The sequence below is a fragment of the Pseudomonas sp. Tri1 genome (assembly GCF_017968885.1).
Taxonomy (GTDB): Bacteria; Pseudomonadota; Gammaproteobacteria; order Pseudomonadales; family Pseudomonadaceae; genus Aquipseudomonas.
In genome coordinates this window covers 4,830,714-4,847,832 of sequence record NZ_CP072913.1, presented here as the reverse complement: position 1 = coordinate 4,847,832, position 17,119 = coordinate 4,830,714, and the positions used below count along the sequence as shown (strand labels likewise).

Genomic DNA, 17,119 nt, shown 5'->3' with positions numbered 1-17,119 from the left:
ACCGCTATCGCGAGCAAGCTCGCTCCCACAGGGGTGATGCTGAAAAATTCAAATTGACACTCAATCGTATGATGATTAGCGTGGGCCTCCAATAAGAGTGGCCCCGGGGTGTTCATGTCCAGCAGTTTTCATGCGTCGACCGTCGATTGGCTGGGGGGCTGGATTGCCGCCGGCCAGGTCAAGCCTGGGCAGACCATCAAGGTCGAGGCCGACTTGGGTGAGCAACTGGGGGTCAGCCGCACGGTGATTCGCGAGGCGATCAAGACGCTGGTCGCCAAGGGCATGCTGGAAGTCGGGCCGAAAGTCGGTACGCGAGTATTGCCGGTGCGACGCTGGAATCTGTTCGACCCCCAGGTCGTTGGCTGGCTGTCGCGCAGTGGCCTGCCGGAAAACTTTGTCGATGACCTGCTGGACCTGCGTCGCACCATCGAACCGATGGCGGTGCGCTGGGCCTGTGAGCGGGCCACGGCTGATCAGGTGCAGGCGATCCGCCTGGCCTACCATGCACTGGAACGGGCCGTGGACAGCGGCACCGATTACAACCGTGCCGATCAGTTTTTCCACGAGTGCATCCTTGCCGCCAGCCATAATCAATTCATCGAACAAATGGTTCCGGCCCTGGGCGCACTGCTGGCGGTGTCGTTCGAGGTGTCGGCCGCCGATCCGGATGAACTGCGCCGCACCTTGCCGATCCACAAGGATATCGCCGACGCCATCGCTGCCCGCGACGCGGCGCGGGGTGTCTGGGCCTGCATGACCCTGATCGATAACGCCGACCTGGCGATCAAACGCTTTTACCCCGATGTCATGGCCGGTCGAACAGACGCTGCCGGGCAAGCCGGGAACAGGAGGTTTCAATGAAGTGGACGGCTGTGACGGAACACCGGGCGAAATTGGGCGAGGGGCCCTTCTGGGACGAGCCGACCCAGGCATTGTATTGGGTTGATATCGCCGGCCGGCAGGCACTGCGGCTGATCGGCGCCAACGTGGATATCTGGCAGATGCCCGAGCACGTTTCCGCCTTTATCCCGACTCAGCGTGGCGACGCGCTGGTGACCCTGAGCAGTGGCGTGTACCGGCTGGATCTGGATTCACCGGGCCTGGAACCGCGGCTGACGCTGTTCTGCATGGCCGATCCCCAGCCAGGCAATCGCCCCAACGAGGCCCGTTGCGATGCCTTGGGTCAGCTCTGGCTTGGCACCATGCAGAACAATATTGGTGAAAACGCAGAAGACTTGCCCATCGAGCGGCGCTCCGGTGGTCTGTTTCGCGTTGGCGCCGATGGTCGGGTCATGCCGTTGCTGCGTGAGTTGGGCATTCCCAACACGCTGTTGTGGAGCCCCGATAACACCCAGGTGTACTTCGGCGACAGCCTCGATGGGACGCTGTATCGGCACTTCATTCACGCTGATGGCAGCCTGGCTCCCGCGGAAGTCTGGTTTGGCCCTCATCTGCGCGGTGGACCGGACGGTTCAGCGATGGATGCCCGGGGTTACATCTGGAACGCGCGCTGGGATGGCAGTTGCCTGCTGCGGTTGCATCCGGACGGCCATGTTGACCGGGTGATCGAGTTACCTGTCAGCCGCCCGACCAGCTGTGTGTTCGGCGGTGAAGACCTCAGGACGCTGTACATCACCAGCGCGGCGAGTCCGCTGGGCCATCCGCTGGACGGTGCAGTGCTGTCAATGCGGGTCGACGTGCCCGGTGTGGCTTGTACTCGATTCGCTGGCTAAATCCCAAAATATGGGATGTAAATATATATATTGAGATTGTTCGGCGGTCGGGTTTATAGTCGGCTCCATCAGCAATACGCACTCACACTAAAAAAACAAAACAGGTGAAGCGATGCAACGATCCTCCTCCGTACGCCCCGGTGGCGTACGCGACTCACTGTTTTCTGCAGCGCCTTTTGGCCGGGCTTCCCTGGATGCCCGGTTTTTGCCGTGCCTGCGAACAGGAGTCCTGATCCATGGCTGAACCTCTTGTCTTGCCGCCGGTGCCCGAGCCACCGAAGGGCGAACGGCTGAAAAACAAGGTCGTGCTGTTGACCGGTGCAGCCCAGGGCATTGGCGAGGCCATCGTCGCCGCGTTCGCTTCGCAACAGGCACGGCTGGTGATCAGTGACATTCAGGCCCAGAAGGTCGAAGCCGTCGCTGCCCACTGGCGTGAACGCGGGGCGGATGTACAAGCGCTGAAAACCGATGTGTCGAAGCAGCAGGACCTGCACGCCATGGCTCGTCATGCCATCGAATTGCACGGTCGGATCGATGTGCTGGTGAATTGCGCCGGCGTCAACGTGTTCCGTGACCCGCTGGAAATGTCCGAAGAAGACTGGCGTCGCTGTTTCGCCATCGACCTGGATGGCGCCTGGTACGGTTGCAAGGCTGTATTACCGCAGATGATCGAGCAGGGCGTGGGCAGCATCATCAATATCGCGTCGGTTCACTCTTCCCACATTATTCCCGGCTGTTTCCCTTACCCGGTGGCCAAGCATGGCCTGCTCGGCCTGACCCGCGCCTTGGGCATCGAATACGCGCCCAAGGGGGTGCGGGTAAACGCCATCGCGCCGGGCTATATCGAAACCCAACTGAACGTCGACTACTGGAACGGCTTTGCCGATCCGCATGCCGAACGCCAGCGTGCGCTGGATATGCACCCGCCACGGCGTATCGGGCAACCGATCGAAGTGGCAATGACGGCCGTGTTCCTGGCCAGCGACGAAGCACCGTTTATCAATGCCTCATGCATCACCATCGATGGGGGACGTTCGGTCATGTACCACGACTGAATATTCCTGGATTACAGTCGGAAACTTCGCCTGTAATCCAATCATCATACGATATGACTATTTGAGCCTATGCTGTGTAGCAACTTGATTTGACCGCCCAGCCTGCGCATTTCCACCGATGGTGGAGCAGACCCTGGACGTTTGGCTTTCAATAAAAAAAACAAGGAGTCAACTATGAATCATCGTCGTGGGATCCGTTCCCTGTGCCGTGCCGCCCTGGCGGTTACCGCGGTCAGCCTCAGCAGCAGCTTGCTGGCGGCTGCTCCCGTAAAAATCGGTTTCCTGGTCAAGCAGGCCGAGGAGCCCTGGTTCCAGACCGAATGGGCGTTCGCCGAGAAGGCGAGCAAGGACAAAGGCTTCGAATTGATCAAGATCGCCGTGCCCGACGGCGAGAAAACCCTCTCGGCCATCGACAGCCTTGCCGCCAACGGTGCCAAGGGCTTTGTGATCTGCCCGCCAGACGTGTCCCTCGGCCCGGCCATCATGGCCAAGGCCAAGCTCAACGATCTCAAGGTGATTGCCGTGGACGACCGTTTCGTCGACGCCAACGGCAAGTTCATGGAAGACGTACCGTACCTGGGCATGGCCGCTTTCGAGGTAGGCCAGAAGCAGGGCGCTGCCATGGCTGCTGAAGCGAAGAAGCGTAACTGGGATTGGAAAGAAACCTATGCGGTGATCAACACCTACAACGAACTGGACACTGGCAAGAAGCGCACGGATGGTTCGGTCAAGTCCCTTGAGGAGGCCGGCATCCCGAAAGACCACATCCTCTTCGCGGCCCTGAAGACCCTCGACGTACCCGGCAGCATGGACTCCACCAACTCGGCTTTGGTGAAACTGCCAAGCACCGCGAAAAACCTGATCATCGGCGGCATGAATGACAACACCGTGCTGGGCGGCGTACGTGCCACCGAAGCGGCCGGCTTCAAGGCCGACAACGTGATCGGCATTGGTATCAACGGTACCGACGCCATCGGTGAGCTGAAAAAGCCGAAAAGCGGCTTCTTCGGTTCGATGCTGCCAAGCCCGCACATCGAAGGCTACAAGACCGCCGAAATGATGTACGAGTGGATCACCACCGGCAAGGAACCGCCGAAGTACACCGCCATGGACGAGGTGACGCTGATCACCCGGGAGAACTTCAAGCAGGAGCTGGAAAAGATCGGCCTGTGGAATTGACGGTCGGTTGATTCAAGAGCGGCCCCGGTCAGTTGAGTGACCGGGATCGCTTGATCTCTGTGAGTTCGAGGTGGTTATGCAAGCGCAAACAGCGACACGGCAACACAACATCGGTGGCAGCTTGCGATTCAACGGGATCGGCAAGTCCTTTCCCGGCGTGCAGGCGCTGGCCAATATCAGTTTCGTTGCCCATCCGGGGCAGGTCCATGCCTTGATGGGTGAAAACGGCGCCGGCAAGTCTACGCTGCTCAAGATATTGGGTGGCGCCTACATCCCGAGCAGCGGCGACTTGCAGATCGGCGAGCAGACGATGGCGTTCAAAGGCACCGCTGATAGCATCGCCAGCGGTGTCGCGGTGATTCACCAGGAGCTGCACCTGGTGCCGGAAATGACCGTCGCGGAAAACCTGTTTCTCGGCCATTTGCCGGCACGTTTCGGCCTGGTCAATCGTGGCGTGCTGCGCCAGCAGGCGCTGACACTGCTCAAAGGCCTGGCCGACGAAATCGACCCGCAGGAAAAAGTCGGTCGCCTGTCCCTCGGCCAGCGCCAATTGGTGGAAATCGCCAAGGCTTTGTCCCGTGGCGCCCACGTCATTGCTTTCGACGAACCCACCAGTAGTCTGTCGGCCCGGGAAATTGACCGCTTGATGGCGATCATTGCCCGCTTGCGAGACGAGGGCAAAGTGGTGCTGTACGTCAGCCACCGCATGGAAGAAGTGTTCCGTATCTGTAACGCGGTGACGGTATTCAAGGACGGTCGTTATGTCCGGACCTTCGAGAACATGAGCGAGCTGACCCACGATCAGTTGGTCACGTGCATGGTCGGTCGCGATATCCAGGACATCTATGATTACCGCCCTCGGGAGCGCGGTGATGTGGCGCTGCAAGTGAAGGGCCTGCTGGGACCGGGCTTGCGCGAGCCGGTGAGTTTCCAGGTGCACAAGGGCGAGATCCTCGGTTTGTTCGGGCTGGTCGGTGCCGGTCGTACCGAGTTGTTTCGCTTGCTCAGTGGTCTGGAGCGCCAGAGCGAGGGAAGCCTCGTGCTGCACGGTAAGGAACTGAAACTGCGTTCGCCACGGGATGCCATCGCCGCTGGCGTGCTGCTCTGCCCGGAAGATCGCAAGAAGGAAGGCATCATCCCGTTGGGCAGCGTGGGCGAGAACATCAACATCAGTGCCCGTCCGGCTCATTCCGCGCTCGGCTGCCTGCTGCGCGGCGACTGGGAGCGGGGCAATGCCGACAAGCAGATCAAGTCGCTGAAAGTGAAGACCCCGGCGGCCAGCCAGAAAATCATGTACCTGTCCGGCGGCAATCAGCAGAAGGCGATTCTCGGTCGCTGGCTGTCGATGCCGATGAAAGTCCTGCTGCTGGACGAACCGACCCGTGGCATCGACATCGGCGCCAAGGCCGAGATCTACCAGATTATCCACAACCTGGCGGCCGACGGCATCGCGGTGATTGTGGTGTCCAGCGACCTGATGGAAGTGATGGGCATTTCCGACCGAATCCTGGTGCTGTGCGAAGGGGCCATGCGCGGCGAGTTGCCGCGCGACCAGGCCAACGAATCCAACCTGCTGCAACTGGCGCTACCGCGCCAACGCGTTGCCGACGCGGCGAACTGAGAGGTAAATCATGACCATTCAAAACAATGCACTGCCAACGGCACGCAAACCCCTGGACCTGCGCCGTTTCCTGGATGACTGGGTCATGCTGTTGGCGGCCATCGGTATCTTCGTGCTCTGCACCTTGATGATCGACAACTTCCTGTCGCCGTTGAACATGCGCGGCCTGGGCCTGGCGATTTCCACCACCGGCATCGCCGCGTGCACCATGTTGTATTGCCTGGCGTCCGGGCACTTCGACTTGTCGGTCGGTTCGGTGATTGCCTGTGCCGGCGTGGTCGCGGCGGTGGTGATGCGCGACACCAACAGCGTATTCCTCGGCGTCAGCGCGGCGCTGGCGATGGGGCTGATCGTCGGCCTGATCAACGGCATCGTCATCGCCAAGCTGCGGGTCAACGCCTTGATCACCACCCTGGCGACGATGCAGATCGTCCGGGGCCTGGCCTACATCTTTGCCAACGGCAAGGCGGTGGGGGTGTCGCAGGAATCGTTCTTCGTGTTCGGCAACGGCCAATTGTTTGGCGTGCCGGTACCGATTCTGATCACCATCGTTTGCTTTCTGTTTTTCGGCTGGCTGCTGAACTACACCACCTACGGGCGCAACACCATGGCCATCGGTGGCAACCAGGAAGCGGCGTTGTTGGCAGGCGTGAACGTTGATCGCACCAAGATCATCATCTTCGCCGTGCATGGCTTGATCGGCGCCTTGGCCGGGGTCATCCTGGCGTCACGCATGACCTCGGGCCAGCCGATGATCGGCCAGGGCTTTGAGCTGACCGTGATCTCGGCCTGTGTGCTGGGCGGGGTGTCGTTGAGCGGTGGCATCGGCATGATTCGTCATGTCATTGCGGGCGTGCTGATTCTGGCGATCATCGAAAATGCGATGAACCTGAAGAACATCGACACCTTCTACCAATACGTCATTCGCGGCTCGATCCTGCTGCTGGCGGTGGTGATCGACCGCTTGAAACAACGCTGAAAACCGAGATCGCTGGCGACTGATCTACCGCCATCGCGAGCAGGCTCGCTCCCACAGGTTTTTGTGTCAGCCGCAAAATTTCGGCACACCGAAGATCCACTGTGGGAGCGAGCCTGCTCGCGAGGCGTCAGTGCATTCAATACCTTCTAACCTGACCCACCGCCATCGCGAGCAAGCTCGCTCCCACAGGTCTTTGTGTCAGAGTCCAGAACCTCGACACAGCACAGACCCATGTGGGAGCGAGCTTGCTCGCGATGGCGTCCTCCCTGACGCCAACGATCACCCCGCCTTGCGCAACGCTTCGACCAACTCCTGCTTGCGCATCTTCGAGCGCCCGGGAATATTTTTCGCCCGGGCCTCCTTCATCAGGCTGTCCACGGTCTGGGCCCCATGGGAGGCCTTGCTGGTGCGCGGATGACCCTCACGGGTCTTGGCTGCGCGGCGGGCCGATTCCTTGCGGTCGGTTTTCTTCTCTGCGGCCGGTTTTGCCTTTCCCGAACCGCCGGAGCGCTCACCGCCGCCGGATTGCTTGTTCACCGTGGCCCACGCGCGAGCCTCGGCCTTGTCCTCGGACAGGCCCTTCTTCTCGTAACTCTCTTCGATGTGTTGGGCTTTGCGCTTTTGCTCGGTGGTGTATTTGTCTTTGCTTCCACGAGGCATGGGATCTTCCTCCTCAAGTGTCTGAGCAGCGGTTACTGGCTGGCGTTACCTTCCGAACCCGAACCACCGGTCGTGGTTTTCGAACCCACGCCGGTGTCGGCGTTATCGGGGGCCGTGGAGTCCGGCGTATTCATTCCGCCCTGGCGACCCATGTCGTTGCCTTGCACACGCGGATCAGTGCCGGTGGCAGGTGGCTGGCTATTGTCCGGCCCGCCGCCGGTACCGTCGGTGTTCAACTTGGGCATGCCTTGGGGCGCGGGGGAGTTGGGCGCCTGCACCGGATCGGTCGGCCCGGTGCCAGCGGTAGACGCCGCGAAAGCGACCGAGGACAGCAGCGTGGCGAATGTGAATGCAGTCAGCCTTGAAGTGATCATGGTGTCGCCTCCATTTTTCAGAATGCTTGCCTGATCTTGGGCTGCGCTGGATTTGCGTTGGTGCCTCGGGCGCGACGAATGGTCTAGGCGTCGAGTCCGGCTTCTTCGATGAATTGCTCCATGAAGCCTTTTAGCTTTTCGTGACGGACCTGCGCCATGTGTTGCCCGGTGACGGTCTGGAAACCGTCGGCCAGGTGCAACAACTTGGTCTGGAAATGATCGAGGCAGAAACGACGATCATCATAATCTCGCGACTTGGCTTGCGGATCCTCGGGATCGTAGAGCGCACTGCCCATGCGTCCGGCAACGTAGAATGTCCGCGCCACCCCGAGCAAGCCCAGTGAGTCGAGGCGGTCGGCGTCCTGGAGGATTTTTGCTTCGAGCGTGACGGCAGGAATGTTGGCCGAGAAACTGTGAGCTTCGATGGCATGGGCGACGGCACTGATTTTTTCGTCTGGCCAGTTCAGCGTCGACAACAGGGTCGATGCCTTGTCTGCCGCCAGTCGAGAGGCCTGGGCGCGCAGGGGGGAGTTCTTTTCCACTGCCACGCAGTCATGCAGCAACGTCGCCGCCAGCAGGATAGACAGATCACCGCCCTCATGACCCTGGAGGGTGCGCACGTTGTGCCAGACCCGTTGCAGGTGCGAAAGATCGTGCGCGCCGTCTTCCGAAGGCTCCAGTGCATGGGGTAACAATTGAGCGGCGACGGGTTGTAGTGGCGCAAAGGCGGCGGTCATGACAGATCCTTTGTTTGCAGGTACTTCGATGGAGATGTTCGTTTTCATGTGTGACGAGCGCCCTGTGGCGGCTTAGTATGGCGCTTTCAATTGGCTACAAGGCCTGTTCATGTCCATCGAGATCCGTCCTGCGCAACCGAGCGATGCGCCTCAAATCCTTGCCTTCATCACCGAGTTGGCCGATTACGAAAAGGCCCGCCACGAAGTCATCGCCAGTGTGGCCGACATCGAGCGCAGCCTGTTCAGCGAGGGCGCGACCGCCCACGGGCTGATCTGCCTGCGTGATGGCGTGCCGATCGGTTTCGCAGTGTTTTTCTTCAGCTATTCCACCTGGCTGGGCAGCAACTGCCTGTACCTCGAAGACCTGTACATCACGCCTGAACAGCGCGGTGGCGGGGCAGGCAAGACGCTGCTGCGCCACCTGGCGAAGATCGCCTGCGACAACGACTGCGGTCGCTTCGAGTGGAGCGTGCTGGATTGGAACACGCCGGCGATCGAGTTCTACAAATCCCTTGGCGCGCAACCACAGGAAGAGTGGGTGCGCTACCGAATGGACGGCAAGGTGCTACGGGATTTCGCTAACGGCAATTGAAATTCATGAGTATGCGTTGGATGCGTACTCGATAAATCCGGGGCGCTGTTCGAGCCGCTTGCAATAAGCGGCCACCGCTGGATAGTCCGGGCGCTCCATGGGCGTCTGGCGCCAGCGGTGTACGGACAGGCCGATCAGTACATCGGCGAGGGAAAATTGCGTACCGGCCACGTAGGCGCCGGTGCGGTTCAACTGCTGCTCCAGCAAACCCATCTTCTCGTTCCAGCCTTTGATGCCGGCGGCAATGCGCTGCGGGTCCTGGAAATCCGGATTCTTGCGCACCAGCGCGTGGAACGCGTAACCCCATGACGGGTTGAGTTCCGTGGCTTGCCAGTCCATCCACTGCTCGATGCGCGCCCGGGCGGCGGGTTCGACGGGCAGCAGATCGCTGCGCCCATGCTTGCCCACCAGGTAACGACAGATGGTGTTCGACTCCCAGAGCACGCCATTCTCATCGATGATCACCGGCACTTGGGCGTTGGGGTTGAGAGCCAGGAACTTCGGGTCATGGGTCGACGCAAAACCGATGCCCCAGTCTTCGCGTTCGTAGGGGATTTCCAGTTCCTGGCAGGTCCACAGCACTTTTCTGACATTGATAGAAGAAGTACGACCGAGGATTTTCAGCAGTTGTCCCATAAACGTTTCCTTGAGTTCTAAGACGTCCGGACAGAAAACGTAGCAGGGTCGTGGATGAATGGCGATGGGCTTTGCAATCAGGTTATAAAATCCCAATATATGGGAGTCATATTTATATATTGAGATTATGCTGCGCCCGGGTTTATAGTCCGTCTCACTCACTGCCAAAAAACAAAACAGGTGAAACGGATGCAGGCGCAATTGATTGCGCTCGATTGGGGGACCACCTCATTACGGGCTTACAAACTCGCCGCCGGGGGCGAGGTGCTCGAACAGCGCTCGCTGTCATCGGGGATCATGCAGTTGCCCTCCGGGCCACGAACACTGGCTGGCCAGGTGTGCATCGACGGCTTCGAATTGGCCTTCGATGAGGCCTGTGGCGATTGGCTCGATGCTCAGCCGGGCCTGCCCGTCATAGCCTGCGGGATGGTCGGCAGCGCCCAGGGCTGGCGCGAAGCGCCTTACTGCGACACACCCGCCAACGTCGCCGATCTCGGACATTCCCTACAAACCGTTCGCAGCCTTCGCGGTGTTGATGTGCACATCGTGCCTGGCGTAATCCAGCGTTCACGGCTGCCCAACGTCATGCGCGGCGAAGAGACCCAGGTGCTCGGTGCGTTGCACGACCTGCCGGACGGAGCGGTGCTGATCGGCCTGCCCGGCAGCCACTCGAAATGGGTGGAAGTGACCGACGGCTGCATCGTGCATTTCGACACCTTCATGACCGGCGAGATCTTCGCCGTGCTCAGTGACCACAGCATTCTCGGTCGCACCCAGCAGCGCGGCGCGACGTTCGACGGCCAGGCCTTCGATCGCGGCGTGCAGGTGGCGTTGTCGGTGGGCGGCGAGATCGGTCCGTTGTCCACCGTGTTCAGCGCCCGCAGCCTGGGCTTGACCGGCGAACTGGCTGCCAGCGCCCAGGCTGACTACCTCTCTGGCCTGTTGATCGGCCATGAGCTGACAGCGCTGGCTACCGTGCAACGTCGGCGGCGCGACAGCATCCACTTGCCCGCAGTGGTGCTGATTGGCAATTCCCAACTCTGTGCCCGTTATCAACGGGCTCTCGACGCCTGCGGTTTCGCCCGGGTGACCATGGTCGAACAGGCCACTGAACGTGGTTTGTGGCAACTGGCCGTGGCGGCCGGGCTGCTCGATTCCACCGCATCGCGTTAAACCTGACTGGAGGTCTGACATGCTCACACAAGCACTGGCGCACAATGGGCTGATCGCAATTTTGCGTGGTCTGCGCCCGGAAGAGGCCGCCGCTATCGGCGAAGTCCTTTATAGCGCCGGATTTCGCGTCATCGAAGTACCGCTCAATTCCCCCGAGCCGTACGAAAGTATCCGCATCCTGCGCAGTACGTTGCCCGCCGATTGCCTGATCGGTGCCGGCACCGTGCTGACGCCGGAACAGGTCGAGCAGGTGAAAGCCGCTGGCGGACAAGTGATCGTCATGCCCCACAGCGATCCGAAGGTGTTGCGGGCAGCGAAAGCGGCAGGGCTGTACCTGTCCCCTGGCGTCGCCACGCCCACCGAGGCTTTTGCCGCCCTGGCCGAAGGCGCCCATGTGCTGAAGATGTTCCCGGCCGAGCAAATGGGCCCGGCGGTGGTCAAGGCCTGGCTCGCGGTGCTGCCGGCCGGGACCGTGCTGGTGCCGGTGGGCGGGATTACCCCGGACAACATGGCGGTGTTCGTCGAGGCTGGCGTCAAGGGCTTCGGCCTCGGTTCCGGGCTGTTCAAGCCAGGCCTGAGGGCAGATGAGGTGGCGGTGCGCGCCAAGGCCTACGTGGCCGCGTGGAATGCCTTGAACTGAAGACTTTTCCAGCGCCCCGTGCGCTGCATCTGATAAGAGAGACAACAAGATGAAAATCACCAAACTGACCACGTTTATCGTTCCGCCGCGCTGGTGCTTCCTCAAGGTCGAAACCGACGAAGGTGTCACCGGCTGGGGCGAACCCGTGGTCGAAGGCCGTGCCCACACGGTGGCGGCGGCCGTCGAGGAACTGTCCGACTACCTGATCGGCAAAGACCCACGCAACATCGAAGATATCTGGACGGTGTTGTATCGCGGCGGCTTCTACCGGGGCGGGGCGATCCACATGAGTGCCCTGGCCGGTATCGACCAGGCGTTGTGGGACATCAAGGGCAAGGCCTTGGGTGTGTCGGTCAGCGATTTGCTCGGTGGCCAGGTGCGCGACAAGATCCGAGTGTATTCGTGGATCGGCGGCGACCGGCCGGCGGACACCGCACGGGCGGCGAAAGAGGCGGTGGCGCGGGGTTTCACGGCAGTGAAAATGAACGGCACCGAAGAGCTGCAATTTCTCGACACCTTTGAAAAGGTCGACCTGGCCCTGGCCAACGTCGCGGCGGTGCGCGATGCGGTGGGGCCGAACGTCGGCATTGGCGTGGATTTCCACGGCCGCGTGCACAAGCCGATGGCCAAGGTGTTGATGAAGGAACTCGACCCCTACAAGCTGATGTTCATCGAAGAACCGGTGCTCAGCGAAAACTACGAAGCCCTCAAGGAATTGGCGCCGCTGACCAGCACCCCGATTGCCCTGGGCGAGCGGTTGTTCTCGCGCTGGGACTTCAAGCGTGTACTCAGCGAAGGTTACGTGGACATCATCCAGCCGGATGCGTCCCATGCCGGTGGCATCACCGAAACCCGCAAGATCGCCAACATGGCCGAGGCCTACGACGTGGCGCTGGCGCTGCACTGCCCACTGGGCCCCATCGCCCTGGCAGCGTGCCTGCAACTGGATGCGGTCTGCTACAACGCCTTCATCCAGGAGCAGAGCCTGGGCATCCACTACAACGAGAGCAACGACCTGCTGGATTACATCAAGGATCCGCAGGTGTTCGACTACGACAAAGGCTTCGTGAAGATCCCCAATGGGCCGGGCCTGGGCATCGAGATCAACGAGGAATACGTCATCGAACGCGCGGCTATCGGCCATCGCTGGCGCAACCCTATCTGGCGGCATGCCGATGGTAGTTTTGCCGAGTGGTGAGTCACGCCTGACCCTGTGGGAGCGAGCTTGCTCGCGATGGCAGTGCATCAGTCACACATGCGCCAACTGACACGCCGTCATCGCGAGCAAGCTCGCTCCCACAGTCTGATCTTCGCAAGCAGGGAGATCTTCTTCGATGCGCCCGTTTCCTCAATAAACATAAAAAGAGGCACCTCACATGCAAGCGCACACCCTGAGCGCGCAAGCGTCGTTGGTGACGCCCAGCCGCAAGCGTTTTTTCATCATGGTCCTGCTGTTCATCACCGTGGTGATCAATTACCTGGACCGCAGCAACCTCTCGATTGCCGCCCCCGCGCTGACCAGCGACCTGGGCATCGACCCGATCCACGTCGGGCTGATTTTCTCGGCGTTCGGCTGGACCTACGCGGCCATGCAGATTCCTGGTGGCTGGTTGGTGGACCGGGTGCCTCCGCGCATTCTTTACAGCGTGGCGCTGCTGCTGTGGTCGGTGGCCACGGTGATGCTTGGCTTCGCCGCCAGTTTCATCGCGCTGTTCGTGCTGCGCATGGCGGTGGGTGCCCTGGAAGCGCCGGCTTATCCGATCAACAGCCGCGTGGTCACCACCTGGTTTCCCGAGCGCGAGCGGGCCACGGCCATCGGTTTCTACACCTCCGGGCAGTTCGTCGGGTTGGCCTTCCTGACGCCGGTATTGGCCTGGCTGCAACACGCCTTCGGCTGGCACATGGTGTTTGTCGCCACGGGCGCGGTAGGCATTATCTGGGCGTTGATCTGGTACGCGGTGTATCGCGAACCACGGGACTTCAAAGGGGCCAATGCGGCTGAAATCGAACTGATCCGCGAAGGTGGCGGATTGGTCGATATCCAGGCCGATACCGCGAAGGCCAAGGCAAAATTCAGCTGGGCCGACTTGGGGATCGTCCTGACTCAACGCAAGTTGTGGGGCATTTACCTCGGCCAATTCTGCCTCAACTCCACGCTGTGGTTTTTTCTGACGTGGTTCCCGACCTACCTGGTGAAATATCGCGGCATGGACTTCATCAAGTCCGGCCTGTTGGCATCGTTGCCGTTTCTCGCAGCGTTCGTCGGCGTGTTGTGTTCCGGATTCTTCTCCGACTGGTTGATCCGTCGCGGTGCCACGGTGGGGTTCGCTCGCAAGCTACCGATCATTGGTGGCCTGTTGATTTCCACGTCGATCATCGGTGCCAACTTTGTCGAATCGACACCGTTGGTGATCGCTTTCCTGGCCCTGGCGTTCTTCGGCAATGGCCTGGCGTCGATCACCTGGTCATTGGTTTCGACCCTGGCACCGGCACGGCTGCTCGGATTGACGGGTGGGGTGTTCAACTTCATCGGTAACCTGGCGGCCATCGCCACGCCTATCGTCATCGGCTTTCTCGCCAGCGGCGATTCGTTTGCCCCAGCCATCACTTATATCGCCGTTCTGGCATTGATTGGCGCGCTGTCCTACATCCTGCTGGTGGGGAAGGTCGAGCGCATCGAGTTGTAGTCCGACGGGGCGGGCGACCATAATGCCGCCCGTTCCCCGCTCACTGTTGAAGGCCGGTTATGCAGCAAGACGATCCCAAAATCTCCAAGGATGCAGCGCCCACAGGCACCCAGACATTGCTGCGTGGCCTGGGTGTGGTCCAGGCGGTCGCCAGCGGCGCCCGTGACTTGAAGGAAATTGCCCGGTTGATCGGCACCACCCGCAGCACTACCCATCGCCTGGCCAGTTGCCTGGTGGACGAACGTTACCTGCGCGTCGTGCCGCAAGTGGGTTACCTGCTGGGGCCCAAGCTGATCGAACTGGGTTTCCAGGCCCGGGAAGAACTGCCGCTGGTGAGCCTGGCGGGGCCGTATCTGGACGAGCTGTCGGCACTCACCGGCGATACCGTTCACCTGGCGATTCGCGAGGGTGACGAAGTCTTGTACCTGCTGAAAAATCCGGGGCGTAATGGCCCGGAGATGCGCTCGCGCGTAGGCCACCGCATGCCGTTGGCGCGCACCGGGATCGGCAAGGCGCTGATGCTCGATGACACGCAGGAACAATGGAAGCGGCTGTATGAAATCAGCCTGCCGGCCGGCGGGAAGAATCAGTTCTGGCCCCAGCATCAGGAGCAATCCTGGGAACAGTTCCAGCAACGGATGGTGGAATACGTGGCGGGGGGCTATGCCTTCGATCTGGAAGACAACGAACCGTCGATTCGTTGCGTGGCGGCGCCGATCCGTGACGCCGGCAAGCGCATCGTCGCCGGTATCAGTATCGCCAGCACCGTGCCATACATGCCGCTGGAAAAAATGGCCGAGCTGATTCCCCTGGTCAAAGGGGTCACAGCCCGGCTGTCGGCGGAGCTTGGCGCCAAGGTTTGAGGATCAGGCCTTGAGTGTCGCCATGTCGATGACGAAGCGGTACTTCACATCCCCGGCGATCATGCGGCTATAGGCCTCGTTGATCTGACGGATGTCGAGCATTTCAATGTCGCAGCTGATGTTGTGTTCGGCGCAGAAATCCAGCACTTCCTGGGTTTCTGCGATACCGCCGATCAGCGAACCGGCCAGGACCCGACGGCCCATGATCAGTTTTGCGGCATGGACCGGCGGATCAATCGGTTCGACCAGACCCACCAGGATGTGCACACCATCAAAACGCAAGGTGTCGAGGTAGGGATTGAGGTCGTGCTGCACTGGAATGGTGTCCAGCAGGAAGTTGAAACGTCCGGCGGCAGCGGCCATCTGCTCGGCGTCGGTAGACACGATCACATGGTCCGCACCTTGGCGACGGGCTTCCTCAGCCTTGCTCGCCGAGCGGGTGAACAGCGTCACTTCCGCGCCCATGGCCTTGGCGAACTTGATACCCATGTGCCCGAGGCCGCCCATGCCCAGTACGCCAACCTTGTCGCCAGCCTTCACGCCATAGTGCTTGAGGGGCGAGTAGGTGGTGATGCCGGCGCAGAGAATCGGCGCGGCACCGGCCGGATCGAGGGTTTCCGGGATGCGCAGCACGAAGTGCTCGCTGACCACGATGCTGTTGGAGTAACCGCCCATGGTGTGGCCGCCGCTGATACGGTCCGGGCTGGCGTAGGTCTGGGTCATGCCCTGGTAGCAGTATTGCTCCAGGTCCGCGCGACAGGCTTCGCACTCGCGGCAGGAGTCGACCATGCAGCCAACGCCCACCAGGTCGCCGATCTTATAGCGGGTGACATTCGCACCGACGGCGGTAACTTTGCCGACGATCTCATGGCCGGGCATCAGCGGATAAACGGCGATGCCCCATTCATTACGGGCCTGGTGGATGTCGGAATGGCAGACGCCGCAGTAGAGAATGTCGATCGCCACATCGTCGGCTCGCGGGCTGCGGCGTTCGAATTTCATGGGGGCGAGGGGAGTGGTGGCCGACTGGGCGGCATATCCGATGGCAGTGTACATAGTGGACCTCGCTAAGCAGTGAACAGTGAGACGATCCATTCTGGGAGTCTTGCCGGATTGAGGCGATGGTGATTCCTACGTATGTCATGCCTATTTCTCCGGCGCTGGCTATGATTTGATCTCTACGAGACGCAGACCTGCGATGATGCCCTCATCTTTTTTCGTGAAGTTTTCCTATGTTGTTGACCCGTCATCTTGATGCCAATGCCTCTTTGGTCTCGCTGATCGAGCCCTTGGCGATCCGCGATGGTTTCGTTCCCACGCGGCTGCCCGGCGTGCATGTGCTCAGGGCCTGCCAGGATGTTGCCCGCGGTCCGCAGCTTTACGAGCCGAGCCTGGTGATCATTGCCCAGGGCAGCAAGCTGGCCTACCTGGGACCTCGCACATTGGAATATGGTGCCGGGCATTATCTGATCCAGGCATTGCCGGTGCCGTTCGAGTGCGAAACCTATGCCATGCCCAATGCCCCGCTGCTAGGGGTTTCTGTGGCGATCGATCGGGTGATGCTGGGGGAGCTGGTGCTGGCCATGGGGCTGGTGGCGGGGCGGAGCCTGGCGCCGCAGACGCCGGAGTCCATGACCTGTGCCGTGCTCGATGACGCGATGCGCGGGTGCGTCGAGCGCTTGTTGCACTGCCTGCACGATCCGCTGGAGTGCCAGGTCATGGGCCAGGCGCGGCTGCGGGAATTGCTGTTCGTCGCCTTGCGTGGGCCCCAGGCCGATGTATTGCGGGCACTGGTGGAACAGCAAGGGCAGTTCGCCCGGATTGCCGCTGCCCTGAGCCATCTGCATGCACACTTTACCGAGCCGCTGAACGTCGAGACGTTGGCCAGTTGCGCGAACATGAGCGCCTCGACCTTTCATGAGCATTTCAAGCGCAGCACCCTATTGTCGCCGGTGCAGTACCTCAAGCGCTTGCGTCTGCTCAAGGCTCAGCGATTGCTGCTTAGCGAAGGCTTGGGCGTGGCCCAGGTCGCGCATCAGGTGGGGTATCAGAGTTCGTCGCAGTTCAGCCGGGAGTACAAACGTTACTTCGAGCGCAATCCCGGGGAAGAGCGCGCCGCCTGATCCCGTGATGTTCCCTTGTGGGAGCGAGCTTGCTCGCGATAGCGGTATGTCAGTCGACATCTGTGTT

Annotated in this window: 18 protein-coding genes; 13 read left to right on the top strand and 5 right to left on the bottom strand. The window is 60.9% G+C overall.

Features of this window, described 5'->3' with window-relative positions; all coding sequences use genetic code 11:
• Positions 1 to 114 precede the first annotated feature (114 nt).
• The 6 genes from J9870_RS20830 to araH all read left to right on the top strand — a co-directional run bounded on the left by J9870_RS20830 (position 115) and on the right by araH (position 6,567).
• Positions 115 to 861: a FadR/GntR family transcriptional regulator gene (locus J9870_RS20830; protein ID WP_210639801.1), complete on the top strand. Its 747-nt coding sequence runs from the start codon at positions 115 to 117 to the stop codon at positions 859 to 861.
• Positions 858 to 1,733 carry an SMP-30/gluconolactonase/LRE family protein gene (locus tag J9870_RS20825; protein ID WP_210639800.1) on the top strand — a complete coding sequence of 292 codons (876 nt, stop codon included), beginning with the start codon at positions 858 to 860 and terminating at the stop codon, positions 1,731 to 1,733. Before J9870_RS20830 ends, J9870_RS20825 begins: the two co-directional genes overlap by 4 nt.
• Before the next feature lie 236 nt (positions 1,734 to 1,969).
• Positions 1,970 to 2,788, top strand: a complete 819-nt coding sequence (locus tag J9870_RS20820; protein ID WP_210639799.1) for an SDR family oxidoreductase — start codon at positions 1,970 to 1,972, stop codon at positions 2,786 to 2,788.
• A 174-nt stretch (positions 2,789 to 2,962) separates the two neighbouring features.
• Positions 2,963 to 3,967: a substrate-binding domain-containing protein gene (locus tag J9870_RS20815; protein ID WP_210639798.1), complete on the top strand. Its 1,005-nt coding sequence runs from the start codon at positions 2,963 to 2,965 to the stop codon at positions 3,965 to 3,967.
• Between the two features lie 76 nt (positions 3,968 to 4,043).
• Positions 4,044 to 5,588, top strand: a complete 1,545-nt coding sequence (araG, locus tag J9870_RS20810; protein WP_210639797.1) for an L-arabinose ABC transporter ATP-binding protein AraG — start codon at positions 4,044 to 4,046, stop codon at positions 5,586 to 5,588.
• 10 nt (positions 5,589 to 5,598) lie between these two features.
• Positions 5,599 to 6,567, top strand: coding sequence for an L-arabinose ABC transporter permease AraH (araH, locus tag J9870_RS20805; RefSeq protein WP_025214842.1), 969 nt, complete (start codon positions 5,599 to 5,601; stop codon positions 6,565 to 6,567).
• Between the two features lie 279 nt (positions 6,568 to 6,846).
• Here the strand turns inward: araH and J9870_RS20800 are convergent, their stop codons facing one another.
• The 3 genes from J9870_RS20800 to J9870_RS20790 form a co-directional block, all read right to left on the bottom strand.
• The gene (locus tag J9870_RS20800; protein ID WP_210639796.1) at positions 6,847 to 7,227 is read right to left on the bottom strand and encodes a Rho termination factor N-terminal domain-containing protein; all 381 of its coding nucleotides are present in this window, start codon (positions 7,225 to 7,227) and stop codon (positions 6,847 to 6,849) included.
• Between the two features lie 32 nt (positions 7,228 to 7,259).
• Positions 7,260 to 7,601: a hypothetical protein gene (locus J9870_RS20795; RefSeq protein ID WP_210639795.1), complete on the bottom strand. Its 342-nt coding sequence runs from the start codon at positions 7,599 to 7,601 to the stop codon at positions 7,260 to 7,262.
• An 83-nt stretch (positions 7,602 to 7,684) separates the two neighbouring features.
• Complete coding sequence (locus tag J9870_RS20790) at positions 7,685 to 8,338, bottom strand: HD domain-containing protein (protein WP_210639794.1); 654 nt, start codon at positions 8,336 to 8,338, stop codon at positions 7,685 to 7,687.
• 109 nt (positions 8,339 to 8,447) lie between these two features.
• On the opposite strand from J9870_RS20790, the gene J9870_RS20785 reads away from it, so the two are divergent.
• Positions 8,448 to 8,930, top strand: a complete 483-nt coding sequence (locus tag J9870_RS20785; RefSeq protein WP_014339485.1) for a GNAT family N-acetyltransferase — start codon at positions 8,448 to 8,450, stop codon at positions 8,928 to 8,930.
• A 3-nt stretch (positions 8,931 to 8,933) separates the two neighbouring features.
• On the opposite strand, the gene J9870_RS20780 is transcribed toward J9870_RS20785, so the two are convergent.
• A complete protein-coding gene (locus tag J9870_RS20780) occupies positions 8,934 to 9,566 on the bottom strand; it encodes a glutathione S-transferase family protein (protein WP_210639793.1) in 633 nt (210 codons plus the stop codon).
• A gap of 189 nt (positions 9,567 to 9,755) precedes the next feature.
• On the opposite strand from J9870_RS20780, the gene J9870_RS20775 reads away from it, so the two are divergent.
• The 5 genes from J9870_RS20775 (at position 9,756) to J9870_RS20755 (ending at position 14,929) form a co-directional block, all read left to right on the top strand.
• On the top strand, positions 9,756 to 10,739 hold the full coding sequence (locus tag J9870_RS20775; protein ID WP_210639792.1) for a 2-dehydro-3-deoxygalactonokinase: 984 nt from the start codon (positions 9,756 to 9,758) through the stop codon (positions 10,737 to 10,739).
• A gap of 19 nt (positions 10,740 to 10,758) precedes the next feature.
• Positions 10,759 to 11,379, top strand: coding sequence for a 2-dehydro-3-deoxy-6-phosphogalactonate aldolase (locus J9870_RS20770; RefSeq protein WP_210639791.1), 621 nt, complete (start codon positions 10,759 to 10,761; stop codon positions 11,377 to 11,379).
• A gap of 49 nt (positions 11,380 to 11,428) precedes the next feature.
• Positions 11,429 to 12,577, top strand: a complete 1,149-nt coding sequence (dgoD, locus tag J9870_RS20765; RefSeq protein ID WP_003179439.1) for a galactonate dehydratase — start codon at positions 11,429 to 11,431, stop codon at positions 12,575 to 12,577.
• A gap of 178 nt (positions 12,578 to 12,755) precedes the next feature.
• Positions 12,756 to 14,066 (top strand): MFS transporter, encoded by a 1,311-nt coding sequence (locus J9870_RS20760; RefSeq protein WP_210639790.1) that lies wholly within the window; start codon positions 12,756 to 12,758, stop codon positions 14,064 to 14,066.
• A 59-nt stretch (positions 14,067 to 14,125) separates the two neighbouring features.
• Positions 14,126 to 14,929 carry an IclR family transcriptional regulator gene (locus J9870_RS20755; protein WP_210639789.1) on the top strand — a complete coding sequence of 268 codons (804 nt, stop codon included), beginning with the start codon at positions 14,126 to 14,128 and terminating at the stop codon, positions 14,927 to 14,929.
• Between the two features lie 3 nt (positions 14,930 to 14,932).
• On the opposite strand, the gene J9870_RS20750 is transcribed toward J9870_RS20755, so the two are convergent.
• Positions 14,933 to 15,985 carry an NAD(P)-dependent alcohol dehydrogenase gene (locus tag J9870_RS20750; RefSeq protein ID WP_210639788.1) on the bottom strand — a complete coding sequence of 351 codons (1,053 nt, stop codon included), beginning with the start codon at positions 15,983 to 15,985 and terminating at the stop codon, positions 14,933 to 14,935.
• Between the two features lie 176 nt (positions 15,986 to 16,161).
• Here J9870_RS20750 and J9870_RS20745 point away from each other — a divergent pair, with 176 nt between their 5' ends.
• Positions 16,162 to 17,052: an AraC family transcriptional regulator gene (locus tag J9870_RS20745; RefSeq protein WP_210639787.1), complete on the top strand. Its 891-nt coding sequence runs from the start codon at positions 16,162 to 16,164 to the stop codon at positions 17,050 to 17,052.
• Positions 17,053 to 17,119: the final 67 nt, after the last annotated feature.